Source organism: Actinocrinis sp., assembly GCF_035938995.1.
In the GTDB taxonomy this organism is placed as follows: Bacteria; Actinomycetota; Actinomycetes; order Streptomycetales; family Catenulisporaceae; genus DASZGI01.
Window position 1 is genome coordinate 1 of record NZ_DASZGI010000371.1, and the last position, 21,779, is coordinate 21,779.

The following is a 21,779-nucleotide window of genomic DNA, read 5'->3' on the forward strand; positions in this document are numbered from 1 at the left end:
CGGCTTGATACCGCTGCGCCGCAGCAGCGCCACCTCATGGCGCAGTATCAAGATCTCGGCGTGCAGCGCCGCGCGCGGGCGAGTGAGCAGCGCGAGCCACGCCAGTACGCGACAGAAGATCAGATACGGCAGTCGAGGCGACACAGACCACGATCATCCATGATCCAGCCGCACCACATCAACCCAGGTCACAGCCAAGACCGGAGAAAGGAACCCCCACAGGATCGGTTGGTACGTGATGTCACAGGCCGTCATGGACCGGGCGGAAACGGGGTGAATCAGCGCTCGGCGATGGCCCCGCTGTACATATCTTGTACAACCGCTCGCCAGCCGACCACATCGTGGGACAGAAGTGTCCGAAACTGACACACCGAATCAACGCCAGAGAAAGCAAAAACCCAGATCACACGGTGTGTGCCTGGGTTGTTCGCTCTGTGCGCCGTCAGGGACTTGAACCCCGAACCCGCTGATTAAGAGCGCAGATATACGGGGTTTTTATCCGTACTGGGGCGTATCGCCCAGTCCCATTCCGTCCCGGTATGTTCGGGATCTTCAATGAAACTTTACTAGCGGGTACCGCGCTGTGCCACCCTGTCCCGGGACATACGCTCGCCAACCGTCCGTGTTGACGGTGGTGATCGCCGCCGGGGTGTGCGCCGTCGGGATGCCACGTGATGGTCCTGCCCGCGCTGGGGGGAGTTACCCGCTTGGCTCGCGATCGTCACTCGTGAGGGTCACTCGGCCACTGCGCCGAGCCCTCGGTGCTGGGTGCGGGTGGCCGGTCCGTGCGCTTGCCGTCGGGCTCCCGCTCGGAAGATCTTCGGGTGTGTCGAGGTGTTCCAGCGACTCTCAGATTATCAATAGCTGTTTCTTCTCCGCTTATGCCGTGGGGTTTCACTTCGCCGTGCACGCTGGGGTGATTACGGATGGAGGCGGTTGCGGTGGCGGGTTCGGTGTTCAAGCGGTGTGGGTGTCGGGACATCGGCACGGGCCGGTTGGTGGGGGCGCGATGTCCGCTGCTGGGGCTGGAGGGCCACGGAAGTTGGTATTTCAGCGTGGAACTGGCGACGGGGCCGGGTGGGCGTCGTGGGTTGCGACGGGGTGGGTTCGCGTCCGCGCCGGATGCGAGGGAGGCGTTGGTGCGGTCTGCCTCTCCGGCGGTTGTGAGCGCTGGGGCGGGTGTGACGGTGCGCGTGTGGCTGAATCGGTGGTTGGCGTCCCGGACCGCGCTGCGCGCTGAGACGCGTCGCTCGTACGGGGAACTGGCCGCACACTATTTGGTGCCGTATCTGGGTGGGATGCCGGTATCCGAGGTGCGCACCGCTGATGTGCAGGCGGTGTTCGTCTCGGTGATCCGTGGGCACAATGCGGCGGGTCGGTCGTTGAGCCCGGCGACGGTGCAGCGGATCTATGCGACGGCGCGGGCGGCATTCAACGCCGCGGTGCGTGCCGGGCTGATCGAGGTGAACCCGGTGCGCGGGGTGGAGCTGCCCCCGGCGCGGCCGGCGCGGGCGGTGGTGTGGACTGAGGAGCGGGTGGCGGCCTGGCGGCGGGACGGTGTGCGGCCGGTGGTGGCGGTGTGGACGCCGGACCAAACAGCGCAGTTCCTGCGCTTTGCCCGCGAGAACCGGTGGTACACGGTGCTCCACCTGATCGCGTTGTGCGGCCTGCGCCGCGGCGAGGCGTGCGCCCTGCGCTGGCAGGACTTCGACCTCGACCACGGGACGCTGAGCGTGGTGCGTCAGGTCCAGCGCCGGGGTGGGCGCGTGGTGGAGTCGGCGCCGAAGTCCGCCGCGGGCATCCGGACGCTCGCGTTGGATCACACCACGGTCACCGCGCTGCGTCAGCACCGCCACCGCCAGAACGTAGAACGGGCTGCAGTGGGCGAACAGTGGCATGAGGGCGGCTGGGCGTTTACCTACCCCGACGGTCGACCGCTGGCCCCGGATCGGCTCACCCGCCTGTTCGCCGCTCTGGTCATGGCCAGTGGGCTGCCGCCGGTGCGCTTGCACGACCTAAGGCACGGCGCCGCGAGCCTGGCGCTGGCCGCTGGCGCCGATCTGAAGGTCGTCTGCGCGATGCTCGGGCACGCCTCGATCCAGACCACCGCCGACACCTACACCAGCGTTCTGCCGGAGAGCGCGCGCGAGGCCGCGGAGCACACGGCCGCGCTGCTGTTCGGCCTGCGGCGCCGCGCCGGCCTGCGCGGTCGGCCTGTGCGCCGCAGCCATCGAGCGTGACCTGCCGTTGCGGCGGTGATGCGGAGGGCGGGTCCCTCTGACGTGGGCGGCATCCCGGCCGGGTCATAGGGACCCGCCGGGGTTGGTCAGTTCTGCTCTGGTGCCGAGGTCGGCTTGCGGGGTTTCATGTTCAGGAAGGTGTCGAACCAGTGGGCGGGGCGCAGGTCGCCGATCCTGAAGTGCTTGTTGATGTCGGTTTCGGGGTCTTCGATGCCGTCGGCTGCGTTGTCGTAGAGGAACAGCACGTCGGAGTCCTGGAAGAGCGCGGTGTGGCACAGGTCCCAGTCGTAGTCCCTGGGGTGTTCGGGTAGGTCGCCGAAGACGGTGTGGGCGTAGTGGTCGCTGTCCGCGGCCATGTCCAGGACGACTTCGGTTTCGTCGAGCGCCAGGTGCAGTGCGACCTCTTCGGCGGTGCAGGTCGGTAGCGGAAGCCGGCCGTGGTCGAGGTCGTTTTCCAGGTGACGTACGGCTTGGCTGAAGCGGGTGCGCCAGGCTGCGTCCTGTCGCCAGGTCAGCCGGGGCAGTTCGTCGAACACCGACCAGGTCTCATTGGGGTCGACGGGTTTGTCGCCGTGTTCGTCGACGTCCATGAGGCACTGTTCGGCCAGTGTGCCCAGGGCCCAGGACAGCGCTGCCGCGGTGCGCGGCGTTAGGGTGAACGCCTCGCACCGCTCGCAGACTTCGATGTCGTTCACATCTCCGTTGTTAGCGAGGTGTCCGCAGTCCGGGATCGGGAACAGGGCGGTGTAGTCGGGGCGCGGCTGGTCCGGGTCGTCTCCGGCGTCGGGCCGGGGCTGCCTGAGCAGGTAGCCGGTCCCGAAGTCGAACGTGACGGGTTCCTGGCTCCAGTCCGCGATTTCGTCGTCGCCCGGGGACAGGCACTGCCCGTTGCTAGCGTCGGTCAGGATGTCTGCGCCGGGGATCGTGCAGTCTTGGTCGGCGAGCCACATCACGGCGCTCAGGATGTGGTCGTCCTCGTGCAGGTCGTCTTCTTCGTCGGGGGTCCAGCCGCTTGCCGTTGCGGCGTTGAGGGTTCGGGCGCGGTCGTGCACGTGTACTTCCAGCAGCCTGCCGATGCGTACGACCAGTCCGGGGTGCTGCGCGAGGCGGGCGAGGCGGGGCGTTCGCGTGAACTCATCATGGAGCCGGCGCGGCGTCTCGCTGCGTTCGTCTTCCTCATCGAGTGTCGGCCATGGTGGCGTGGTGGGCGTCGGCCACGTGCCGCTTTCGAGGCTGGCGAGTGCCTGGATGAGGGAGGCGCGCGGTGCGGTGGGCAACTGGAGAGTGAGCTGCTCGATCTCGCCGCGCAGGACAGGGCCGGGGGAAGCCTCGAGGGCCTGGTTCAGGATGCGAGCCGCCTGTTCGGCCAGTTCCGGGTCGGTGAGGGTGAGCACGGCGGTGAGGGTGGCGGGCCCGCCGGTGTGGTGGACCAGCGCGTGGATGCGCGACTTCGACGGGGTGTGTTCGCAGTGGAAGGCGCGTGGGTACGCGGCCGGAAGGTTCTGCACGGCTGAGTGCTCCAGATTCCCGCAGCGCCAGGTTGCAGCTGCGGCTCGGAAAGCGACGAATGGATGACCCGCTGGTGGGCGCAGTACCACTACGCCTCCGGGCGGGCGGGAAAAGCCTGAATGATGCGGGGCTGGTATCGATGATGCGATCACCGATCCTGGCCACTCGTTATTAACGCTACCCCCCGGCGCGGACATCGGTAGAGCATTCACCCGATCTTGTGATGCCGCCCGCTGAAGCGGCGCAGCGTTCGATGATGGCCAACGGGCGAGCTGAGCGTTTGCTCGAAGCTGCCGGGACCAGGACGTATCGCACCGGTCCGGTGCCGTCAGTGGTTGCTAATTGGACAGGTCAAAGAGGGTATCGCTGTACTCCTTTAGCGGCTTGGTGCTCGCAGCCGGTACGGGCAACACACGCGCTTGTTCGAGTTCGGATACCGTGATCAGGTCGCCGTTCTGGATGCGTTCCAACGCCTTCTCCCGCCGGGCCAGGGCGTCCGCGGCGCGCTGCGCCCGTTTCGCCTCGGCGTCCTGGCGCGGCCTTCTTCGCCTCGGCCTCCGCCATCGCTTTCGCAGCGGCCTGGTCCTTGAGGTGCTGCTTGTACGCCGCGAGCATCTTGTCGGGCAGAGACTTGCGTTGGGCCACGGCATCCTCCCCATGCTGTGCGGCGACGACAGCGCGTCGAGTAATCCCTTCCCGAATCCGAACCCTGACGAACCAGGACCAGTCCACCGCGGCTTGGCTGGCCTCCTCCAATCGACCCGGGGCAGTCCAACCGCTGCCCCGCTGCCCTTGTCGCCGCTGGCTTGCGCTCCAATATCCGGTGGCTTGGAAGGGTTGTGGTGCGTTGGGATCTGTGATCGGGGGTGGTCTACCTGCGTCCGCGCATGTTCATCGACACTGACCTTCAAGAACCCTCATGCAGTACGAGCTGATGTGATCTGTTGTGGGCCTGGCAGACGGTGATGATGGAGTCCGTCGAAGGTAAGGCTGGGACTGGCGTGGTGGCGTGTGGCGCTACCTGCTCGGGTGTGCATTCGAGACGGCTGGTATTCGTTCAAAGTGGCTACGAAATCGACGGCGCGTCAATACTGTGTGTATATGCAGCGGCCCATTGAACACTTCGGCCCCCCTCTGCCACGTATCGGTCTCTCCCCCGACGCGGTGGTGATCGTGCCCGGGATCATGGGCAGCACACTGATAGAGGCATCCACCGGTCGCGAACTGTGGGGGATGACGAAGGCCATCGAGTACGCCCTGCGGTGGAGGCAAAGCGGCGGGATGACGGCCCTCGCCGTCACGGACGATGAGCGTTCGGGTCGAATCGGCCGCGTCGTGCCGCGCGGGCTGTTGAGAAAGCCGGCCTGGGCGCCTTTCCTAGGCGGGATCGAGCCGTACACCCGCCTGGTCAAAGAGCTGCGAAAGGCCGTGGTCGACCCTGCGGCGATCTGCGAGTTCGCATACGACTGGCGGCTCCCGGTGAGCTACAACGCCACGTTGCTCGCAGACTGCGTCCACCGTCATCTCCATGCCTGGCGTGCTCATCCCGCACACGACCGCGCGCGGGCCGGGAACGATGACGACAGGCCTGCCCAGGCAGTGATCATCGCCCATTCCATGGGCGGACTCCTCGTCCGCTCCATGACGCTGATCCCTGGCGCCGCCGCGGAGGTCAGGGCCACGCTCACGCTCGGGACACCGTTCGAGGGCTCGGTCATGGCCGCGCAGATACTGAACAGCGGACGCGGCGGGCCGCCCGGAATCCCCCGGCGGCAGTTGCGCGATCTCGGCAGAACCCTGCCCGGCCTGCACGACCTTCTGCCGACATATCGCTGCGTGGAGACGGACGACGAGGTCGTCGCCTTGACTCCCGGGGACGTGGAGGCCATCGGGGGAGATCCCGAACTGGCACGTGACGCCTTCGAAACCCACGCCCGCGCGGCGGCCGCGTCGCTGCCGGGTCACCTGCTCGTCGCCGGGGTCGCCCAGCCCACTGTGCAGAGCCTGCGCATTCGCGCCGGGATCGTCGAACCGAACATGTATGCGTTCCGCAGGCATCCGGACGGCGAGTTGCGCCGCGACGCACTCGGCCGTCCGCTGCGGTTCGACTACCACGGTGACGGGACTGTCTACCGGTACGCCGCCTACCTCCGCGGCGTCGAGGCGGTCACGGTCGCGCAGCAGCATGGAGCGCTCGCCGCCACCGGAGCGGTCACGGACATCGCCCGTGGACTCGTCAATCGCGTCACCGATCTGGGCGAAGTGCTGGGAGCGGAGTTCCTCGAGCTGGGGCTCGATGTGCCCGAACTCGTAGCCACCGGCGCTGCGTTCGACATCTTGGTCGCCGGGAAGGTCGAGCCCGGGTCGATGAGCTGCCGTATCGAGGACGCCGGGTCTCGGGACCGCATCGTCCAGCGGCCCAGGCTGACACGCGTGCGTTCGATGCCCGGACACCTTTCCGTGCGCGTCACGCTTGACGATCCCGGGTTGTATCGGGTGAAGGTCGCCGGTGGCAGCGATCCCGTCTCACGCATGGTGCTCGTCACTGCGGGTGGTGGTGGGGACACTCGATGACCTCGCTCAGCGGACAGGCTTCGGGGTTCTCGGATTCGGTGGCGGCACCGCCACCCGGATTCGAGGTAGTGACCATCGCGCTGGGCGAGTATCTGAACAGCGAGCGTCACCCCAGCATCCACGCGCAGGAAGAAGCCGACGCCATCGGCGCCCTGCTCGAGGCGCTCGGGGGCCGGATCCTGCCCTGGACCGTTCCGGACGGCGAGCGGAACCTGGCCATGACCCAGGCCCGCCTGCGCGGTTGGGCCTCACCCGGCGGCCCGCGCAACTCGGTCCTGGTCTGGATCGGCCACGGCGAATCCAACGACGACGAATCCTGGCTGGCGGTGCGCGGCGCCGGCGACGACGGCGAGGACGACCACCTGCTCCCCGCCCAGCTGGCCCACCAGATCGGCAGGGAGTTCGCGGAGCGCGCGAGCGAGGACCACTGGGCGATGGTCATCGTGGAGGCGTGCGGTGCTGCGCGCTTTGTCGACGAGGTACTGCAGCTCCTGCTCGACAAGCGGGCGGCCGAGCGGATATTGCTGGTCGGATCCGGGGCCGACCTGGGGCGGGGATATCGCGCGGCTTTCCGAGAGGCGCTTCGAGGGGCGCTGGACAGCTACGGCGAGAACGACGCGCAGTTCACCCTGCACGATCTCGCCGGACGGATCGAGGGTCGGCTCAACCCAGGCAGAGTGACCGCGCGGAGCCTCTCGACCAGCTGGCTGCGTCGACCGGTCCGCCTGGCCTCGCCGGTGACGGCCTCCCTGGAGGTTTACGCCAAGATCGAGGAGGCGTTAGACGCGCTGCCCGAGCGTGAGCGCGCGCGACCGCAGCGCACGGAGGTGGGAACGGCCACCGGAGAGCTCGTATGGCACTTCGTCGGGCGTGATGCCGACCGCCGCGCCATCCTGCGGTGGCTGGAGGAGAACGCCCACGGGCTGCTGGTCGTCACCGGCAAGGCCGGCTCGGGGAAATCGGCGATCCTCGGCAACCTGCTCCTGTACGCACGCGCACGGAAGGACGGCACGATCGCGGCGGGCTTCCCCCAGGATCCCTGGCCCGCTTCCGCCCGGCTGCCGGAGATCGACTATTCCGTACATCTGGCAGGGGCGACCGTGCGAGACGTGGTCGCCCAAATCCGTGCCAGCGCGTTCGACGAAGTCGCCCCGGTCCCGGCGCGACAGCCGGCTTCGGACGAGGAACGGATCGACGCCCTGCTCGGTGCGCTTCGGCGGCGTGAGCGTGATCTGACGGTGATCGCCGACGCCCTCGACGAGTCCCAGGACCCTCCGCAGATGGCCGCGTTGTTCCAGCGTCTCGGCGGGCTTCCGCGGGTGCGTGCCGTCATCGGTACCCGTCCGTCCACCGCGGAGAGTCCCGACCTCTCGGAGCCGGCCGACGAGAACCTGCTCGATGAACTCGGGAGAGACTCTCGCCCCTACGTGGCGGTCCAGTGGATCAGCCGCAACGAGATCGCCCTGGCCGAGTACATCAGGCGACGGCTGGCACCCCTGCAGGCTGACTTCCCGGAGGCCGGCCAGAGGTTCGACGAGGCGCTGAAGCGCGTCGCCGCACTCGTGACCGCGCCCAACCCGCAGACCGGGGAGGAGCGCGAATTCCTGTTCGCGGCGCTCGCTGTCCACGAGATTCTCGCCGACCCCGGCCTGCTTCGCACGGAGCGTGAGGGCGAACTGGCGGCCATGTTGCGCACCGACCACCGCTCGCTGTTCGGAGCGGCCGTACGCCGGCTAGAGAACACCCGCCCGGGCAGCCGCGCCGTACTCGAGGCGCTGGCCTTCGCCCAGGGCCGCGGACTGCCGAGGGCGGATCGGATCTGGGCGTCGGTGGCGAAATCCCTCGGCGACGCGGAAGTCCACGAAGCCGACCTCGACGCGGTCATCGAGGCCGCGGCTCCGTACATCATGCTCGACGCCGAGCAGGAGCAGAGCGTGTACCGGCTCGCGCATCGGACCTTCCGGGAGTTCTTCCTGCGCGGCGACACCGGGCCCGACGGTCGGTCTGGGCAGCAACCCGTCGTCGCCGCCCTGGTCGACCTGGTGTCCACCGATTTACAAGACCAGGAGGTCGCGCCCGCTCTCAACCCGTACTTGGCCCGTCACCTGGCGGGCCACGCCGCCGACGCCGGACCGCAGGGCTGGCAGGTCCTGGGCTCGCGCCACGACGTACTCGACCTGCTGAACCCGTACGACCTGACCGCCGAGGCCCTGCGATCCGCCGAGGGCTTCGGCGGTTTGCCGGCCTCGGTCCTCGGGACGATCGAGTCCGCGTACCTGACCGGTTCGGCCACCGTCGCCGACCGGCCCGGCCTCCGGGAACTCGGCACCTGGCGGGCCATGGGCCGCCCGCCGGACGCGGCGCATGCGAAGTCCTCCGACGCAATGCGTGCCGCCTGGGGGGTGAGATGGGCTCGGCTGGACACGCACCAGCCGCACGTCACACTTGGCCACCGCGACGAATCGGTCTCGGCGGTGGTGGCGTTCCCCGGGTCTGGCGGCAACCTCGTGCTGAGCGTAGGCAGCGACGGCGGATCGCAGATCTGGGACCCGGCGACCGGACGCGTCGAGGTGCCCCCGGCGCAGCCGGAAGGCGGCACCGGCACACGGCGGTCGGTGGCGCAGTTCACTGATTCGGACGGCAGAACCCTGCTCGCCACCGGTGGGGCCGGCGCCCTTCACGTCTGGGATCCGTCCGGCGGGAGGCCCGCGCGCCGAGTACGGATCGAGTCGGCGGCCTGGGTCAGCTCCATCGTGCAGGTACCGGTCAGCCACGGGACCGCACTCGCGGTGGGCGACTGGAGCGGCGCCGTGCACATGGTGGATCCCGAGACCGGGCGGGCGCTGGGACGCCCGCGCACCGGCCACGAGGGGCCGGTCTGGGCCGTGGCCGCGGTCCGCGGGTCCGACATCGGGCCCGCGTTGCTGGCCAGCGCGGGGGAAGACGGCACCATCCGGATCTGGGCTCTGGACCGCCGCAGGGCGCTGCGAAGCCTGGAAGGCCACACGGGACGGGTCTGGGCGTTGGCGGCCTACCCCGGCCCAGCCGGCACCCGCCTGGTATCCATGGGCGATGACGACGTTCGGATCTGGGATCCCGACAGCGGCGAGCTCCTGCACCGACTGACCGGTTCCGAGGGCGCCGTGTACGCGGCGACCGTCCTCGAATCCGCCGGCGGTCCCCTGCTGGCCGCCGCGGGCGAGGATCACGCCGTACGGCTCTGGAACCTCGCAGACGTCGCCGCGCCGCCGTTCGGCCTGATCGGCCACACCGACGCGGTTCGCAGCGTCGCCGCGCTCACCGGACCCGCCGGAGCGCAGCTGCTGGTCACCGGAGGCGACGACGGCACCGTGCGCATCTGGCAGCCCTCTTCGATCCAGCCGGTCGCCGAGGCGGATGCCGGGGATCCGGGACCGGTGCGGGCGATCACGGTGATCGATGTCGGCGCGAGCCTGAATCTCCTCGCCGCGGCCGGGGACGGCGGGGACATACGGCTCGACGATCCACGCGGCGTCCGGCCTGCGCAGTTCATCCGCTCCGATCACCCGGGGACCGTCCGGGCGATGGCCACTGTCGCGACACGGGACGGCACGGTGTGGCTGGCCGCGGCGGGCGACGACGGGAACATACGCCTGTACGACCCGGAGGGTGTTCGGCCGGCGAAGGCCATCGGCTCCGGTCACCGGCAGACCGTCCGAGCGATGACAACTGTCGTGTCCTGGGACGGTGTGGTTTGGCTGGCCACGGCAGGCGACGGCGGGGTCATACGGCTCGACGATCCGGACGGGGCGCGGCCGCCACGGGAGATCCTCACCGGACATCGCGAGACCCTCCGAGCGATGACTACCATAGGATCCCGCGGCGCCGAATGGCTTGTCACGGCAGGAGACGACGAAACCATACGACTCGACGACCCGGCCACCGCGAGAGTACGCATTTCGCGCGAACGCGCCGGACCGATCAGAGCCCTGACCGCGCTGTTCGGAGCGGGCGGTGAGCCACTGCTGGCGACGGCGGCTCACGACGGCGTCGTGAGCATCTGGGATGCGGACACCCTCGCCGTCAGAGGCCCTGCGTTGGTCGGCCACACAGAAAAAGTCAATGCATTGACATTCCTGGGCAGGCCGGACGGCGGCGGCTTTCTGGCGTCCGCGGGCGACGATCGCGCCGTGCTGCTCTGGGACGTGGCCACCCGTCGCCTGCTGCATCGCATACCTCTGGGAATGCGGTGCCTGTGCCTGGCCTCCATGGGTGACGAGCTCGCGGTCGGCACTGACGAGGGCGTCGTCGTCCTCGGGCTGGACCCGCGGGCCTGGTCCGTCCGGCCCGGCGGCCCGGCGGCGGCCCGGTGAAAGACTCCGAATCCCCTGACAGGGCGTCAGGACGAGCGGCACACTGAACTGGTGACGCAACGTGGGGTGGACTACTACACGGACCTGATCAATCGCCTTTATTGCAACGCGAACGCGAGATACGGCCGCTACGTCCTGCTCGGCGATCCGGAGGTCGTCGTGCCCGACGTGCTCGTGCGGGCCGAGCTCTACCGGGCCGGCGACGAGTCGGATCGGGGCGAGCTGTCGCTCTTCTGTAACGTGAGCGGCTTCGCCGGCGTGCTGTGGGAGCACTCCGTGCGCAGCCTGCTGCGGCTGCGCGCCATCAACCACCCCGCGCTCCCGGAGGTCAAGCGCGGGGGCTTCGACCCCGACTACCGCATCGCGTTCACTATCACCCACGAGGAGGGCAGGGCGCTGCCCGTCGACGACGCGATCGCATGGGCGGCCCGAAACCAGTTCAGGGCGTTGGAGCAGTTCAGCATGCTGCTCGACGCGCTAAGCAACCTGCACAGTGCGCGCATCATGCACCGCAACGTCACGGCGGGCTCGGTCCGTGCGCAGCAGCGCAGCGGCGACGATCCGGACGACCGGGCGATGAAGCTCACCCGTTTCGAGATGAGCGCCCTGATCGGCAACCTGATGCGGCGGACCGAGGCCCACGACGACGGCAGGGCCAAGGCCGTCACCAGCCTGCTCTACCTGACACCGCCGAAGGGCATCGACGAGTCCCGGCATCACGTGTACCTGCCCCCCGAACGGCATTCGTTCCTGTTCGACGAGAACGCCGGGGTGCGCCGCGAGTGGAACACGACGGACCTCTTCGGGCTCGGGGTCCTCGGCTGGGAGTGGTTCTGCGGCTCGGTCCCGCAGGTTCTCCCCGACGCCTACGCGGCCGTGGAGTCCCAGACGGGGCGGCAGCGGGCGGTTGCCCTGGCCCGGCTGCACGACGAGATGCGCGCCCATCTGACCGGGACGCGGCTGCCCGACGCCCTCGCCCACACGCTGCGGCACATGCTCCACCCGCAGCCCAGAGAGCGCTTCTCGGCCTTCGAAGCGTCGCGCTACCTTGAGAACAACTGGGCCGCGATCCGTGCGGCCTGGGAGGAGGAGACGGTCCGGAAGCCGCACCTGCTCGCGTTCATGCCCGCAGAGTCGGTCGAGACGATCTACCTCCAGCGGGGTTGGATCGCGCACAGTCCGGCCGAACCGGCTGGCCGCGACGACCTGAAGGCATTCTTCGAGAACGAACTGCGTAGCGCGGACCTGGTGCACTCGCCCAGCGGGGCGCTCGGCTACGCCTCGGGCCCCGAGGAGCGACTCAAGGAGGCGGAGTGGGTGCTCATTGGCCGGAAGGCGGTGTGGTTCTGCGCCTTCTACTATCCCCAGGAGTACGGAGGCGACGTCGCTGAGCGCTTCGACGACACCTTGGTCGTGAAGTTCATCCGGGACCGCGAGTTCGCCCAGGAGCTGGTGACCGCCCATCCGCGGCGCAGAATCGGGCGGATGGACCTGATCCCCTGGAAGCCGGGTCAGGACATCGATAGCTTCCGGAAGGACCGGCCGTCTTGGAAGGTGCTCACCGACGCGGTGCGCGCCAGCGTTCAGCGGGACCCGAAGAACGAGGAGTTCCTGCAGTCCCTGTACTTCCTGGTGGAGTACCAGAGGGCAGATCTCAATTCACATACATACCCGTTCGTCCGGATGGGCGCGGCCGACGGCAAGGGCCGGGTGATCGTCCAGCTCGACAGCGCACGCGACCGCAACTGGCGGCATCGTTCCCCCCTGCTGACCGCCTACTGCGCCGACGTGCAGCGGCGGCCTCCGCTCGGGGACTTCTTCGATCGCGTCGCCCGGGACGCGGAGGAGGAAACCGTCCGGCTCGAAGTGGTGGGCGGCCGCAAGGGCGTTCCCTTCTTCGGGCGGGAGTCTTTCGAGGTGGAGTTCAAGGCGAAGAAGGATCCCGACTCGATCCAGGTGGCGGTTCCCCGCGGGCGCAGGATGCCGGAGGCTGGCTGGATCAGGCCCGCCGAGGACTCGGGGTCCTCGCCGCAGCTCGCGCGCCAGGAACGGGCTCTCAATACGCTCAGGACCCAGTCTGGGCTGGTCGAGTCGCTGCGCAAGCCTTACTCCTTCGACATCGGGCGCGGGCGGTGGTCCGAGGACGGCGACGGGAGCGAGAAGCTGGAGGGCAACGCTGAGAAGACGATCAGCGACATGCTCGCGATCCAGCCCTTCTACGCCCTGCAAGGCCCGCCCGGGTCGGGAAAGACCACTGTGGCGGTCCGCGCCGTGCGCGCCTTCCTGCGGACCGAGGAGGGGTCGCGCGTGCTGGTGAGCGCCCAGTCCAACTTCGCCCTCGACCACTTGGCGAAGCGGCTCATCGAGCTTCTGCCGCCGCACATGCTGGTGCTGCGCGAGGCCCCGGAGGGCCGCGAGGAGGACGTCGTCAAAGATCGGGAGGTTGTCAAGCACACGCTCGCCATGCTGACGCCGGAGGTGGCACGGGTCTCCCGGACGCTGATCGAAGCCAAACTGCGCGGCGGCGGCGACGGTTTCACGGCGGCAGAGCGGACGCTCGCGGAGCAGTGGGGGTTCAACCCGGATGGCGAGGTCCTGGAGCCCGCGGAGCGCAAGCTCGCCGAGCTCTGGCTGGACCGCGTGCAGTCGGACGAGGTGGAGCTGGCCGACCGGATCCGCAACGGCGCCAGCGTCGTGCTGGCGACCTGCTCGATCGCAGCCACAGTCAACGACACCGTGCGCGATCCGGCGGACACCTTCGACTGGGTGATCCTCGAGGAGGCCGCCAAGGCCTGGCCCACCGAGGTGATCATCCCCCTCGTGCTCGGCGCCCGCTGGACGCTCATCGGGGACCACCGCCAGCTCGGGCCGCACCGCGAGGGCGAACTGCGCACCTTCCTCGACTCGCTGAAGAACCATCCGGACGAGAAGCTGCGGTTGCACTACGAGCGCAAGGGCGCGCGCCTCGAAGCCCTGAGCTTCTTCGGCTCGCTGTTTGAGGGGAGGCAGGACGAGGCGCAGTCGGGCGGGACCTCGCCGCTCGGCGAACTGAGCCATCAGTTCCGCATGCATCCCGACATCGCCGAACCGGTCAGCCGTGTGTTCTATCCCAAGGTGCCGGCCGAACTGGACGAGGACGGCCTGCCCGTCGCCTTCCTCAAGTCCGGGACCCGCACCCGCGTGCCCCACGGCGTCCGGATACCGGCCTGTCTGGCCGGCGCCGCCCTGGTGTGGATCGACACTACCGGCTGCGAAGGCTACGAGGACGCCCCCCGCTGGTTCAACCAGGGCGAAGCCGACCTGGTCGCGAACCTGGTCGACAAGATGGATCCCCCGGCCGCCGCCTCCGAGCACCTCGACAAGCCCGACAGCCTCGTCGTGCTCACCCCCTACCGGGCCCAGGTCCGGCTGCTCGGTGCCAAGGGAGTCCTGCTCAACCGGATCCACACCGTGCACTCCTTCCAGGGGCAGGAGGCCGACCGGGTGATCGTCTCGCTCGTGCGCCGCAACCAGCGCGGCACCAGGCCGGCGCAGAATATCGGCCACGTGGGGCAGAGCAATGTCATCAATGTCCTGTTGTCCAGGGCACGCCGGCTGATGGTCGTCGTCGGGAGCTTGGAGCACTACGGCTCGTACGGCGGCCCCGACTGGCGCATGGTCACCGACACGGTCAGGCGCTACGGGCGCAGAGTGCGCGCGGACGAATGGGAGCAGTGGTGAGCGAGTCGGTGGACCTCGCCCTCCCGTGCCGGCTGGTGGTGCTCGCCGTCCAGCTCGGACCGGAAGACGGCGTGACGACGCTCGAGGACCTCGTCGTGCAGGCCATCGCGGCCGGCCGCGCGACGGCGCCGGCTCTGGCGGAGCTCTTCGCCCTGCCCCAGCGGATCCTTCTCGACGTCGTGCACACCCTTTGGAGCAGGGGCTACATAACCGTCGACTTCGAGAGCGGGCGGCTGGACCTCAGCGACGGCACCCGTGAGGTCCTGGCCGCCACCGACGGCGGCTCGCTGCGCAGCGCCTCGGTCAAATCCCAGCAGCTGGAGTACCTGTTCGAGCCGATCACCGGCATGATCTTCCCGAAGGCGGACGGCGACCGGCGTCCCGGCGAAGGCAGCGTGGAGCTTCCGGTCGACGACGGGGTCAGCGAGACTGACCTGCCTCATCTGGAGCTGTTGCGCGCCGTCCAGAGCGCGGTACGCAACGACCGGCGCGCCGGCTTCCGAAGGACAGTCCTCGACGTCGGCTTCGGCAATCCACTGCTGCGCCCGGCGGCTCGACTACTCTGGCTCTCCGCCCATGCCGCGGTCCAGGTGGACGAGGACACCGACCGGGTCAGCGTCGATCTGGTGGACGACCGGCGCCGCATCTGGAGCCGGCAGGCCCGCCAGCGGGTGCGCGCGTATCTCGGCGACCTGATCGAGGCCCTGCCCGAGAGTGCTGCGGCCAAGGCGCTGCGCGGTCGCGCGGGCCGCGTGTTCGCAGTGCCCGAGGACGTCGGCCGACTGCTCGAACGGATGGCTGAGAAGGTCTCCGGCCTGTCGGAGACGGATCCGACACAGGTCGACTTGAAGCAGAAGGAACTGAAGGAGGCCGCGGGCCAGATCAACGACCGGTTGGACGCCGCCCGGCGGGCCAGAGCGGCCGTCACCCTGGTGGAACGGCCCGAGGGCCACCTGTGGGTGCTGGAAGACCTCCTGGGTTCGGCGCAGCGCCAGGTGGTGATCGCCGCGCCGACGATCGCGTACGACAGTCTGAACGTCGCGCTGCCCTGGTTCGAGGAGGCTCTGGAACGCGGAGTGCGCATCGCGCTGATGTGGGGGCGCAGCGGCGCCGACTCGCTCGCGCGCCAAGTGCACGCCGCGCTGTTCGACGACCTGGTCCCGCGCTACCGGCCGAGAATCATGGTCGCGGACCGCGGTGCTGGAACGTCGGCCTGCGTCGTCGTACAGGACAACCGCCGGGCTTTCGTCGGTTCACACAGCCCGCTCGCGATCGCCCGCGGCCGCGGCGGCCGGGAGCTCGGGGTGCTAATCGAGGCCGCCCCCCAGGGGCCCGCCGTGCCCGAATGCGTGGTGGACCTGCTCATCTGGGCGCGGCGCAACTGGCCGCGCTGGCAGGACGGCCAGCGGATCAGGATGCAGCTGGAAGACTTCCCGGCGGTCCCGGGGAAGGCGGCCGCGCCGGAGCCCGGCTCCAGGCGGTATCCGCCCGCTGCCGACAGCACTCCCGGTTCGGTCCGCTTGTGGGCGGACAGCTGGGGTGAGCACTACGAGGCGCTGGCGGAGGCGACGCAACGGGTGGCCGCCAGGGACTCCGTCGTGGAGTTGGTGTTGGACGGGGCGCACCAGGACTTCCTGTGGCGGGCCCTGCACGGCGGGGCCGGACGCCTCGTCCTGGCCGACGACCGGATCAGCGCCCAGGTCGCCGACGAGCGGCTCGCGCGGGCGCTGCGGACCAAGGCCGACGCGGGCGCGGCGGTATACCTGATCCATCCGCCGCTCGTCCGCGACGGGCAGGCGGCCAAGTCCTTCACGGAGCTCGCGGACCGCCCGGACGGGGCGGTCGCCACCCGGACCGAGCGGGCCGGCGCCCACGTGCTGCTGGCCGACGACGACGTGCTCATCGGCAGCTTTCCGGTGCTCGGCGACGAGATGATCCGCAGGCCGGCCGCCACGGCTCGCACCACCCATCTCGGGCTTCACGTGCAGAGCGCGTCCTTCGTGACCCAGCTGGCCTCCGCCCTGGGACTTCCGGCGGTGACCGGGGACCCCGCAACGGACGATGCCCCGGACGAGCAGGCCGCGCCGCCACGGTACCGACGCGGCGCGTCGGCGGCGCTGGCGGTTCTGGCGCAAGCGCGCGAGGCGCGCGGCGCGGAGGGTTTCGGCGCATGCGTCGCCGAGTGCTTCCACGACCTCGACGTGCCGGGCGAGGTCCTGGAGGTTTGGCACCGCGTCGGTGTCCCGGACGCGGACCTGCGGCCTGCGGCCGCGGCCCTCGTGCGGCTCGGTCCACGGATCCCGGCCGTTCAGCGGGCGCGATGGACCGCGTGGCTGGTGGCGAACGCCTGGAAACGGCGCTCGTTCATGGAGGCGGCGCTGCTCGGCAGGTTGCTTGAGGAACCGTATGACGGACTATCCGCGGCGGCCTGTGTCGCGGCCGCCGCGCTGGACTGCGGTCCGCTGGGGGAAGTGCTCACCGAGGCCGCGTTGGTTCTGGACATGTCGGACGACAACGCGCCCGCCGCGCGGACCGTCGGCGCGGTCGGAGGGCTCGCGGAGACACTGCTGTGGGCGGGCGGCGAGGGCGAGCAGGTGGTCCGCCTGCACCGGCGCGCGCTCACCCCGTCCTGGCAGCGGCTGGCGGACGCCGCGTTCCAGTACCTTCACAAGGCGCGCACGGCGCTTCCCCTCGACGTACTCGCCGCTGAGGTGGCCCGCTCGGCGCTGCTCGCGCAGTCCAGACAGCGCTGGGACGTGCTGCGCGACGAGCTCGATCGCATCAAGGCCCTGCGTCAGAGGTTCGACTTCGAGTCGGGGTTGGCCATGCATGACCGACTGTTCGCCGCCGACGGCCTGCTCACCCGCATCCGTGCCGCGGCGGCGGGCGACGCCGACCTGCGCGTCGGGCTGCCGCAGGATCTTCCCGGCAACGTCCAGCAGCACCTTGAGCGGCTGATCGCGGACGCGGGGCTGCCCCCCATCCAGTGGAGCAGACAGCGCACTTTCCTCGAGCGGGTCGAGTCTGCGGTGCGCGAGGTGAGAGCGCTGGCGCCGACGGCCGCCGTCTCCCGCGACCTGCCCGGAGACCGGATCCCGGTCGTCGAGGGGTGCCGCGGGATCGCCCGCGTCATGGCCGAGGACTGGGACGACCTCTTCACCGAGGTCCGTCAGTTGCCTGCGCCTTTCACGCTGCCCCCGATGGCCCTGCTCGACCGGCTCAATCCGCTTGCCCAGTGGGGACGGGAGGCGCAATGAACGCGTCTCTGGAGGATCTCGCCTCCGGCTGGCCGGGCCGATTCCGCTTCGCGCAGTTGCTGGTCGCGCTGGCCCGGCCCGGGCCGCGGGATCCGGCCGCGGTGACCGAGGCGGTGCTCGAGGGCGTACTCGCAGACCAGGACGAGTACGAGGTCCTCAGCGCCCTGGTGGCCTCAGGGGAGTTCGACGCCGCGAAGGCCGCCTTGGGTGCCGCGGCGCTCGACGAGTCAAGGGTCGAGGAACTGCGAAGGCGGATGGCCTCCCGCCGCCGGGAACTGTTGAAGGAGTTCCAGTCGAGGGTGAACGAACTGGCGGACGAGGCCGACGCCGCCGGACTGAGCTTTGAGATCGACCAGGCCGTGCTGGAAGAGAAGTGCTCGCACTCATGGCCCGTCGTGCGCACGGCTCTCGATAAGCGGGCGTCGACACTCGCCGAGGCCGTCGAGGCGAAGCGCGATCTTCTGCGCAGGCAGTTCGAGGAAGGCCCCGGGGAAAGGCCGGCCGAACTGGCCGCCGCGTTCCACGCGCAGCTTCGTTCCGGACGACTCAGGGGCGCCGAACATATGCTGAAATACGGCGGGGACGGTGCTCCCGGTCCGGAGGCGGTGCCGCCGCTGCGCGCTTGGGGGTGGTCCGGCACCAGGCCTGAAGACGTCCTGCAATGGCACCTGGACCCGGCCCGCAGGCGGCCGCCCGATTTCGACTCCTGGAAGGCGCCCGATCCCTCCGCGTCAGCTCTCTTGGAGTCCTTCGACGGTTTGCACGACGGAGGTGAGCAGGCCGCCTCGCAGTTCGCGGCCGCGCTCGATCGCTTCCTTGATCCACGCGCCGCGGCGGGCAAGCGGATCGATCAGGTCGAGGGTGGCTATCTGACCACGCTCGACTACGTCTTCGCGGATGCGCAGACCGCCCGGTTCCGCCCGGCCGGTGCCGTCGACCTCTTCGTCGCGGCCCCCGAGATCGGGCGGGTCCCGACCCTGGGCGGCCTCGAACCGTTCATCGCGGTCGGGCCCGCCCTCACCCGCGCCGAGCACGCGGAGCGGGGGCGTGCGGCCGTCCTCGACCTGCGAGATCTGCTCAGGCTGGCCACGGTCCGGTCGCGCAGGTCGGTGGCCCTGCTCCGGATTGTCGGCGCCGGCTGGCCACTGTCGGCTTTCCTCGGCGATACCCCGCTCGAACTGGGTGCGCTGCTGGAAGCTGACTGCTCGGCGCAGTGGCCCGCACTGAGCTGGATCGTCGACCTGGCCGGGCTCGGCGACGCGGCGCTGGCTGCGGCGCTCGGCTTCGAGGCGGGCCCGGATCCCGCGCTGGTCTACCTGTTCCTGGAACACCTCGCCCAGCGGCGGGGCCCGTCCAAGGATGCTCGGCGGAACCTACGCGCCTGGCAGGACGACGCGCAGTTCGTCAGTGCCGTAGAGCACGCGGTGCTGCGCCCGATCGCGGACTCGCCGGCCACGCGGGTCGCCTTGTGGGCGGCGCTGTTGAAGGCGCCGCCAGGCAAGCCGGTCTCCGCCAACGAAGTGCTCCTGGAGGCCACCTTCACGGCGGACCGCGCCGTCCAGGACCAGGTGATCCACGAGGGATTGAGCCGTCTCAGCGTACTTCCGCTGGTCGAGCAGGCGTCCCAGGACGCCGTCCAATTCCGGGCCTGCGGTGTGCTCACGGTGCTCAGCGGGCGCGCCAAGCCCCATCTGGCCGCTGCCCTGCGTGACCTTGAGAACCGGTCGCAGCCGGGCGCCCCGAGCGATCGGCCGACGGCGGAGCTCGGGGTCTGGCTGCTCCACGGCTGCGCGCTCAGTCCCGATCGCGCGCGGTACCTGGAGCTCGTCGACGAGCCGCAGCCCGCGGGCGAGATATTCGAGTCGGCTGTGGCGGCTCTCCTGGCGCAATCCGACCGGGTGCCCTTGGCCGCCGTACCTACGGCAGGCGAGACTGATCTGCATTCACTGACGACCCAGCTCCGCGGTGATTTCGAGCGGGCCCATCCCGACTGCGCGCTCACGGTCCAGACTCCGCAGATCGCGATCGCGCGCGTCAATCCGGATCTGGTTCGCGTCATCCTCTACGAGGTGCTCAGCAACGCGGCCGACGCGCTGGCCGGAAGCAGCGGGGGATCGGCAGCGGTGACCGTCAAAGCCCTCGGCGCGGACCTGATGATCGACGTTCTGGACAGCGGGCCGGGCATAGAGTATCCGGGGGGCGCCGAGTATCTCGTCTTCCGTGAAGGTGCCTCGACTCGCGGACCCGGTCGGGGAAGAGGCCTGGCTCGAGCCCGGCAGTTGGCGCAACACGCCGGCGGAGATCTCATTCTCCTCGGCCGATCGGATAGTCATCCGGTGCTGAGAGGCGCTCACTTCCAGCTCATTTTGCCAGGGCGGAGTGACCCCTGAAGTGTCACACCACGTAACCGCCCCTTTGTGATCAGCACCTTGTCGTGCGCTTCTACGTTGCCTGCGCTATCTACCGGTGGCGCTGGATTCCGGGGTGTGGTTGCTTATTCAGACGCGCCCGAGCTTGTAACCGAAGAGTTGTGGTGGGGCAGCGTTTTGTGTCCTTCGGCGGAGAGGCGGCTTGCGGTGTCCAGGCATGGGCGGCGGTCGGGTGTCGGCGGCAGTGTGTTCAAGCGGTGCGGGTGCCGGGATCGGGAGCACGGCGGGCGGTTGGAGGGACGGTGCCCGCAGCGTGGGTGGGCTGGGCATGGCAGTTGGTATTTCCAGGTGGACTTGCCGCGGGGCGGTGTGGCGGAGCGGCGGCGTGTTCGCCGGGGAGGGTTCGGTTCGAGGCGTGAGGCCGCCGAGGCCCTGGGCCGGGTGCGAGTGCCCGCAGCGGGTAGCGCCGCAGCGGTGGCGGTGGCGGTGACGGTGGCGGACTGGCTGGAGCTGTGGGTGTCGACGCGTAGTCGGGCGGGGCAGTCCACGCGGCGCTACTACCGGTTGTACGTGCGCCGGTATCTGGTGCCGATCTTCCGGTTGACGCTGCTAGCCGAGCTGGACGCGCCCCGGGTGAAGGAGGTGTTCGCTCGGCTGTTGCGGGATGGAATCGGCGCCCGTCCCGTGAGCTTGGCCAGTGCGCATGCGGCGTTCAAGACGCTGCGCACCGCCTTGAACGCTGCGGTCACGGAGGGCTATCTGGCACAGAATCCGGCGCGGTGCGGGTGCCTGCCGACGTATCGGCGGCCGCGGGCGGTGGTGTGGACCGAGGAGTTGATCGCGCGGTGGCGGGAGACGGGGGAGCGTCCGCCGGTGGCGGTGTGGACTGCTCCGCAGGTCGCCCGGTTCCTGACTGCGCACCGCGATCACCCGCTGTACGTGGCGTACCACCTGATCGCGTTCCGGGGTATGCGGCGCGGGGAAGTGGCCGGGCTGCGGTGGATCGACGTGGATCTGGACGCCGGGCTGATGCACGTCACCTACCAGGTCCAGCCGGCTGGCCGGGGACGGGCGCGGGCTCTGATCGATCCCAAGACTAACTCCAGCCGCGCGTGGGTGGCGCTCGACGCCGTCACCGTGCATGTGCTGCGCGAACACCGGGCGCGTCAGCTGCGGATGCTGACTGCCTTCGGGGCCGAGGACAGCGGGTTCGTGTTCCAGATGACCGATGGCACGCCGTTCGACCCGGCCTACCTGACCCGCACCTTCCAGACGCTCGGCCAGCGGTGTGGGCTGCCCCCGATCCGGCTTCATGATCTTCGGCATACGGCGGCGAGCCTGGCGCTGCAGGCCGGGGTGTCGCTGAAGATCGTGCAGGAGACGCTGCGGCACAGCAGCATTGTGCTTACCGCCGACACCTACGTCAGCGTCCTGCCAGACGCGGCCCGCGAGGCGGCCGATGCCACCGCCGCGCTGATTCTCAAGCACGGCTGCCTCGTGCCCGGCACCACCCGCGTGCGCGGACGCACCGGCAGCGCGACCGCCGTCCTGGCGGCCTGACGAGCGGCAAACAGCAAGCTCGTTGCCTGATAGACAAGACCAGCAGGAACTGTCCCGAACTGCCCTCGAAACCGTGGCCCCACCACGGACCCACCCTGGCCCCACCAACAACGAACGACGACACCGGAAACCGGTACCGCCGCTGGTCAATCCTGGTGCGCCGTCAGGGACTTGAACCCCGAACCCGCTGATTAAGAG

At 69.5% G+C, this 21,779-nt stretch carries 9 protein-coding genes and 1 pseudogene; 7 read left to right on the forward strand and 3 right to left on the reverse strand.

Annotated elements, in window-relative coordinates:
- Positions 1-144 (reverse strand): annotated as a pseudogene (locus tag VGZ32_RS28935) (integrase catalytic region); the annotation flags it as partial.
- Between the two features lie 1,154 nt (positions 145-1,298).
- Between VGZ32_RS28935 and VGZ32_RS25675 the strand changes: the two are divergent.
- Positions 1,299-2,240, forward strand: a complete 942-nt coding sequence (locus tag VGZ32_RS25675) for a site-specific integrase (RefSeq protein ID WP_326888773.1) — start codon at positions 1,299-1,301, stop codon at positions 2,238-2,240.
- Positions 2,241-2,326: 86 nt separating this feature from the next.
- Here the strand turns inward: VGZ32_RS25675 and VGZ32_RS25680 are convergent, their stop codons facing one another.
- Positions 2,327-3,748 (reverse strand): hypothetical protein, encoded by a 1,422-nt coding sequence (locus VGZ32_RS25680; RefSeq protein ID WP_326888774.1) that lies wholly within the window; start codon positions 3,746-3,748, stop codon positions 2,327-2,329.
- Between the two features lie 339 nt (positions 3,749-4,087).
- A complete protein-coding gene (locus VGZ32_RS25685) occupies positions 4,088-4,219 on the reverse strand; it encodes a hypothetical protein (protein WP_326888775.1) in 132 nt (43 codons plus the stop codon).
- 631 nt (positions 4,220-4,850) lie between these two features.
- Here VGZ32_RS25685 and VGZ32_RS25690 point away from each other — a divergent pair.
- The 6 genes from VGZ32_RS25690 to VGZ32_RS25715 all read left to right on the forward strand — a co-directional run bounded on the left by VGZ32_RS25690 (position 4,851) and on the right by VGZ32_RS25715 (position 21,581).
- Positions 4,851-6,323 carry a lipase/acyltransferase domain-containing protein gene (locus tag VGZ32_RS25690; RefSeq protein ID WP_326888776.1) on the forward strand — a complete coding sequence of 491 codons (1,473 nt, stop codon included), beginning with the start codon at positions 4,851-4,853 and terminating at the stop codon, positions 6,321-6,323.
- Positions 6,320-10,675: an AAA family ATPase gene (locus VGZ32_RS25695; RefSeq protein ID WP_326888777.1), complete on the forward strand. Its 4,356-nt coding sequence runs from the start codon at positions 6,320-6,322 to the stop codon at positions 10,673-10,675. The genes VGZ32_RS25690 and VGZ32_RS25695 overlap by 4 nt, the downstream gene beginning before the upstream one ends.
- 51 nt (positions 10,676-10,726) lie before the next feature.
- Positions 10,727-14,395 (forward strand): AAA domain-containing protein, encoded by a 3,669-nt coding sequence (locus tag VGZ32_RS25700; protein ID WP_326888778.1) that lies wholly within the window; start codon positions 10,727-10,729, stop codon positions 14,393-14,395.
- Positions 14,392-17,652 carry a hypothetical protein gene (locus VGZ32_RS25705; protein WP_326888779.1) on the forward strand — a complete coding sequence of 1,087 codons (3,261 nt, stop codon included), beginning with the start codon at positions 14,392-14,394 and terminating at the stop codon, positions 17,650-17,652. Before VGZ32_RS25700 ends, VGZ32_RS25705 begins: the two co-directional genes overlap by 4 nt.
- Positions 17,649-20,042, forward strand: coding sequence for an ATP-binding protein (locus VGZ32_RS25710; RefSeq protein WP_326888780.1), 2,394 nt, complete (start codon positions 17,649-17,651; stop codon positions 20,040-20,042). The genes VGZ32_RS25705 and VGZ32_RS25710 overlap by 4 nt, the downstream gene beginning before the upstream one ends.
- Positions 20,043-20,369: 327 nt before the next feature.
- Positions 20,370-21,581, forward strand: a complete 1,212-nt coding sequence (locus VGZ32_RS25715) for a site-specific integrase (RefSeq protein ID WP_326888781.1) — start codon at positions 20,370-20,372, stop codon at positions 21,579-21,581.
- The last annotated feature ends 198 nt before the right edge of the window (positions 21,582-21,779 follow it).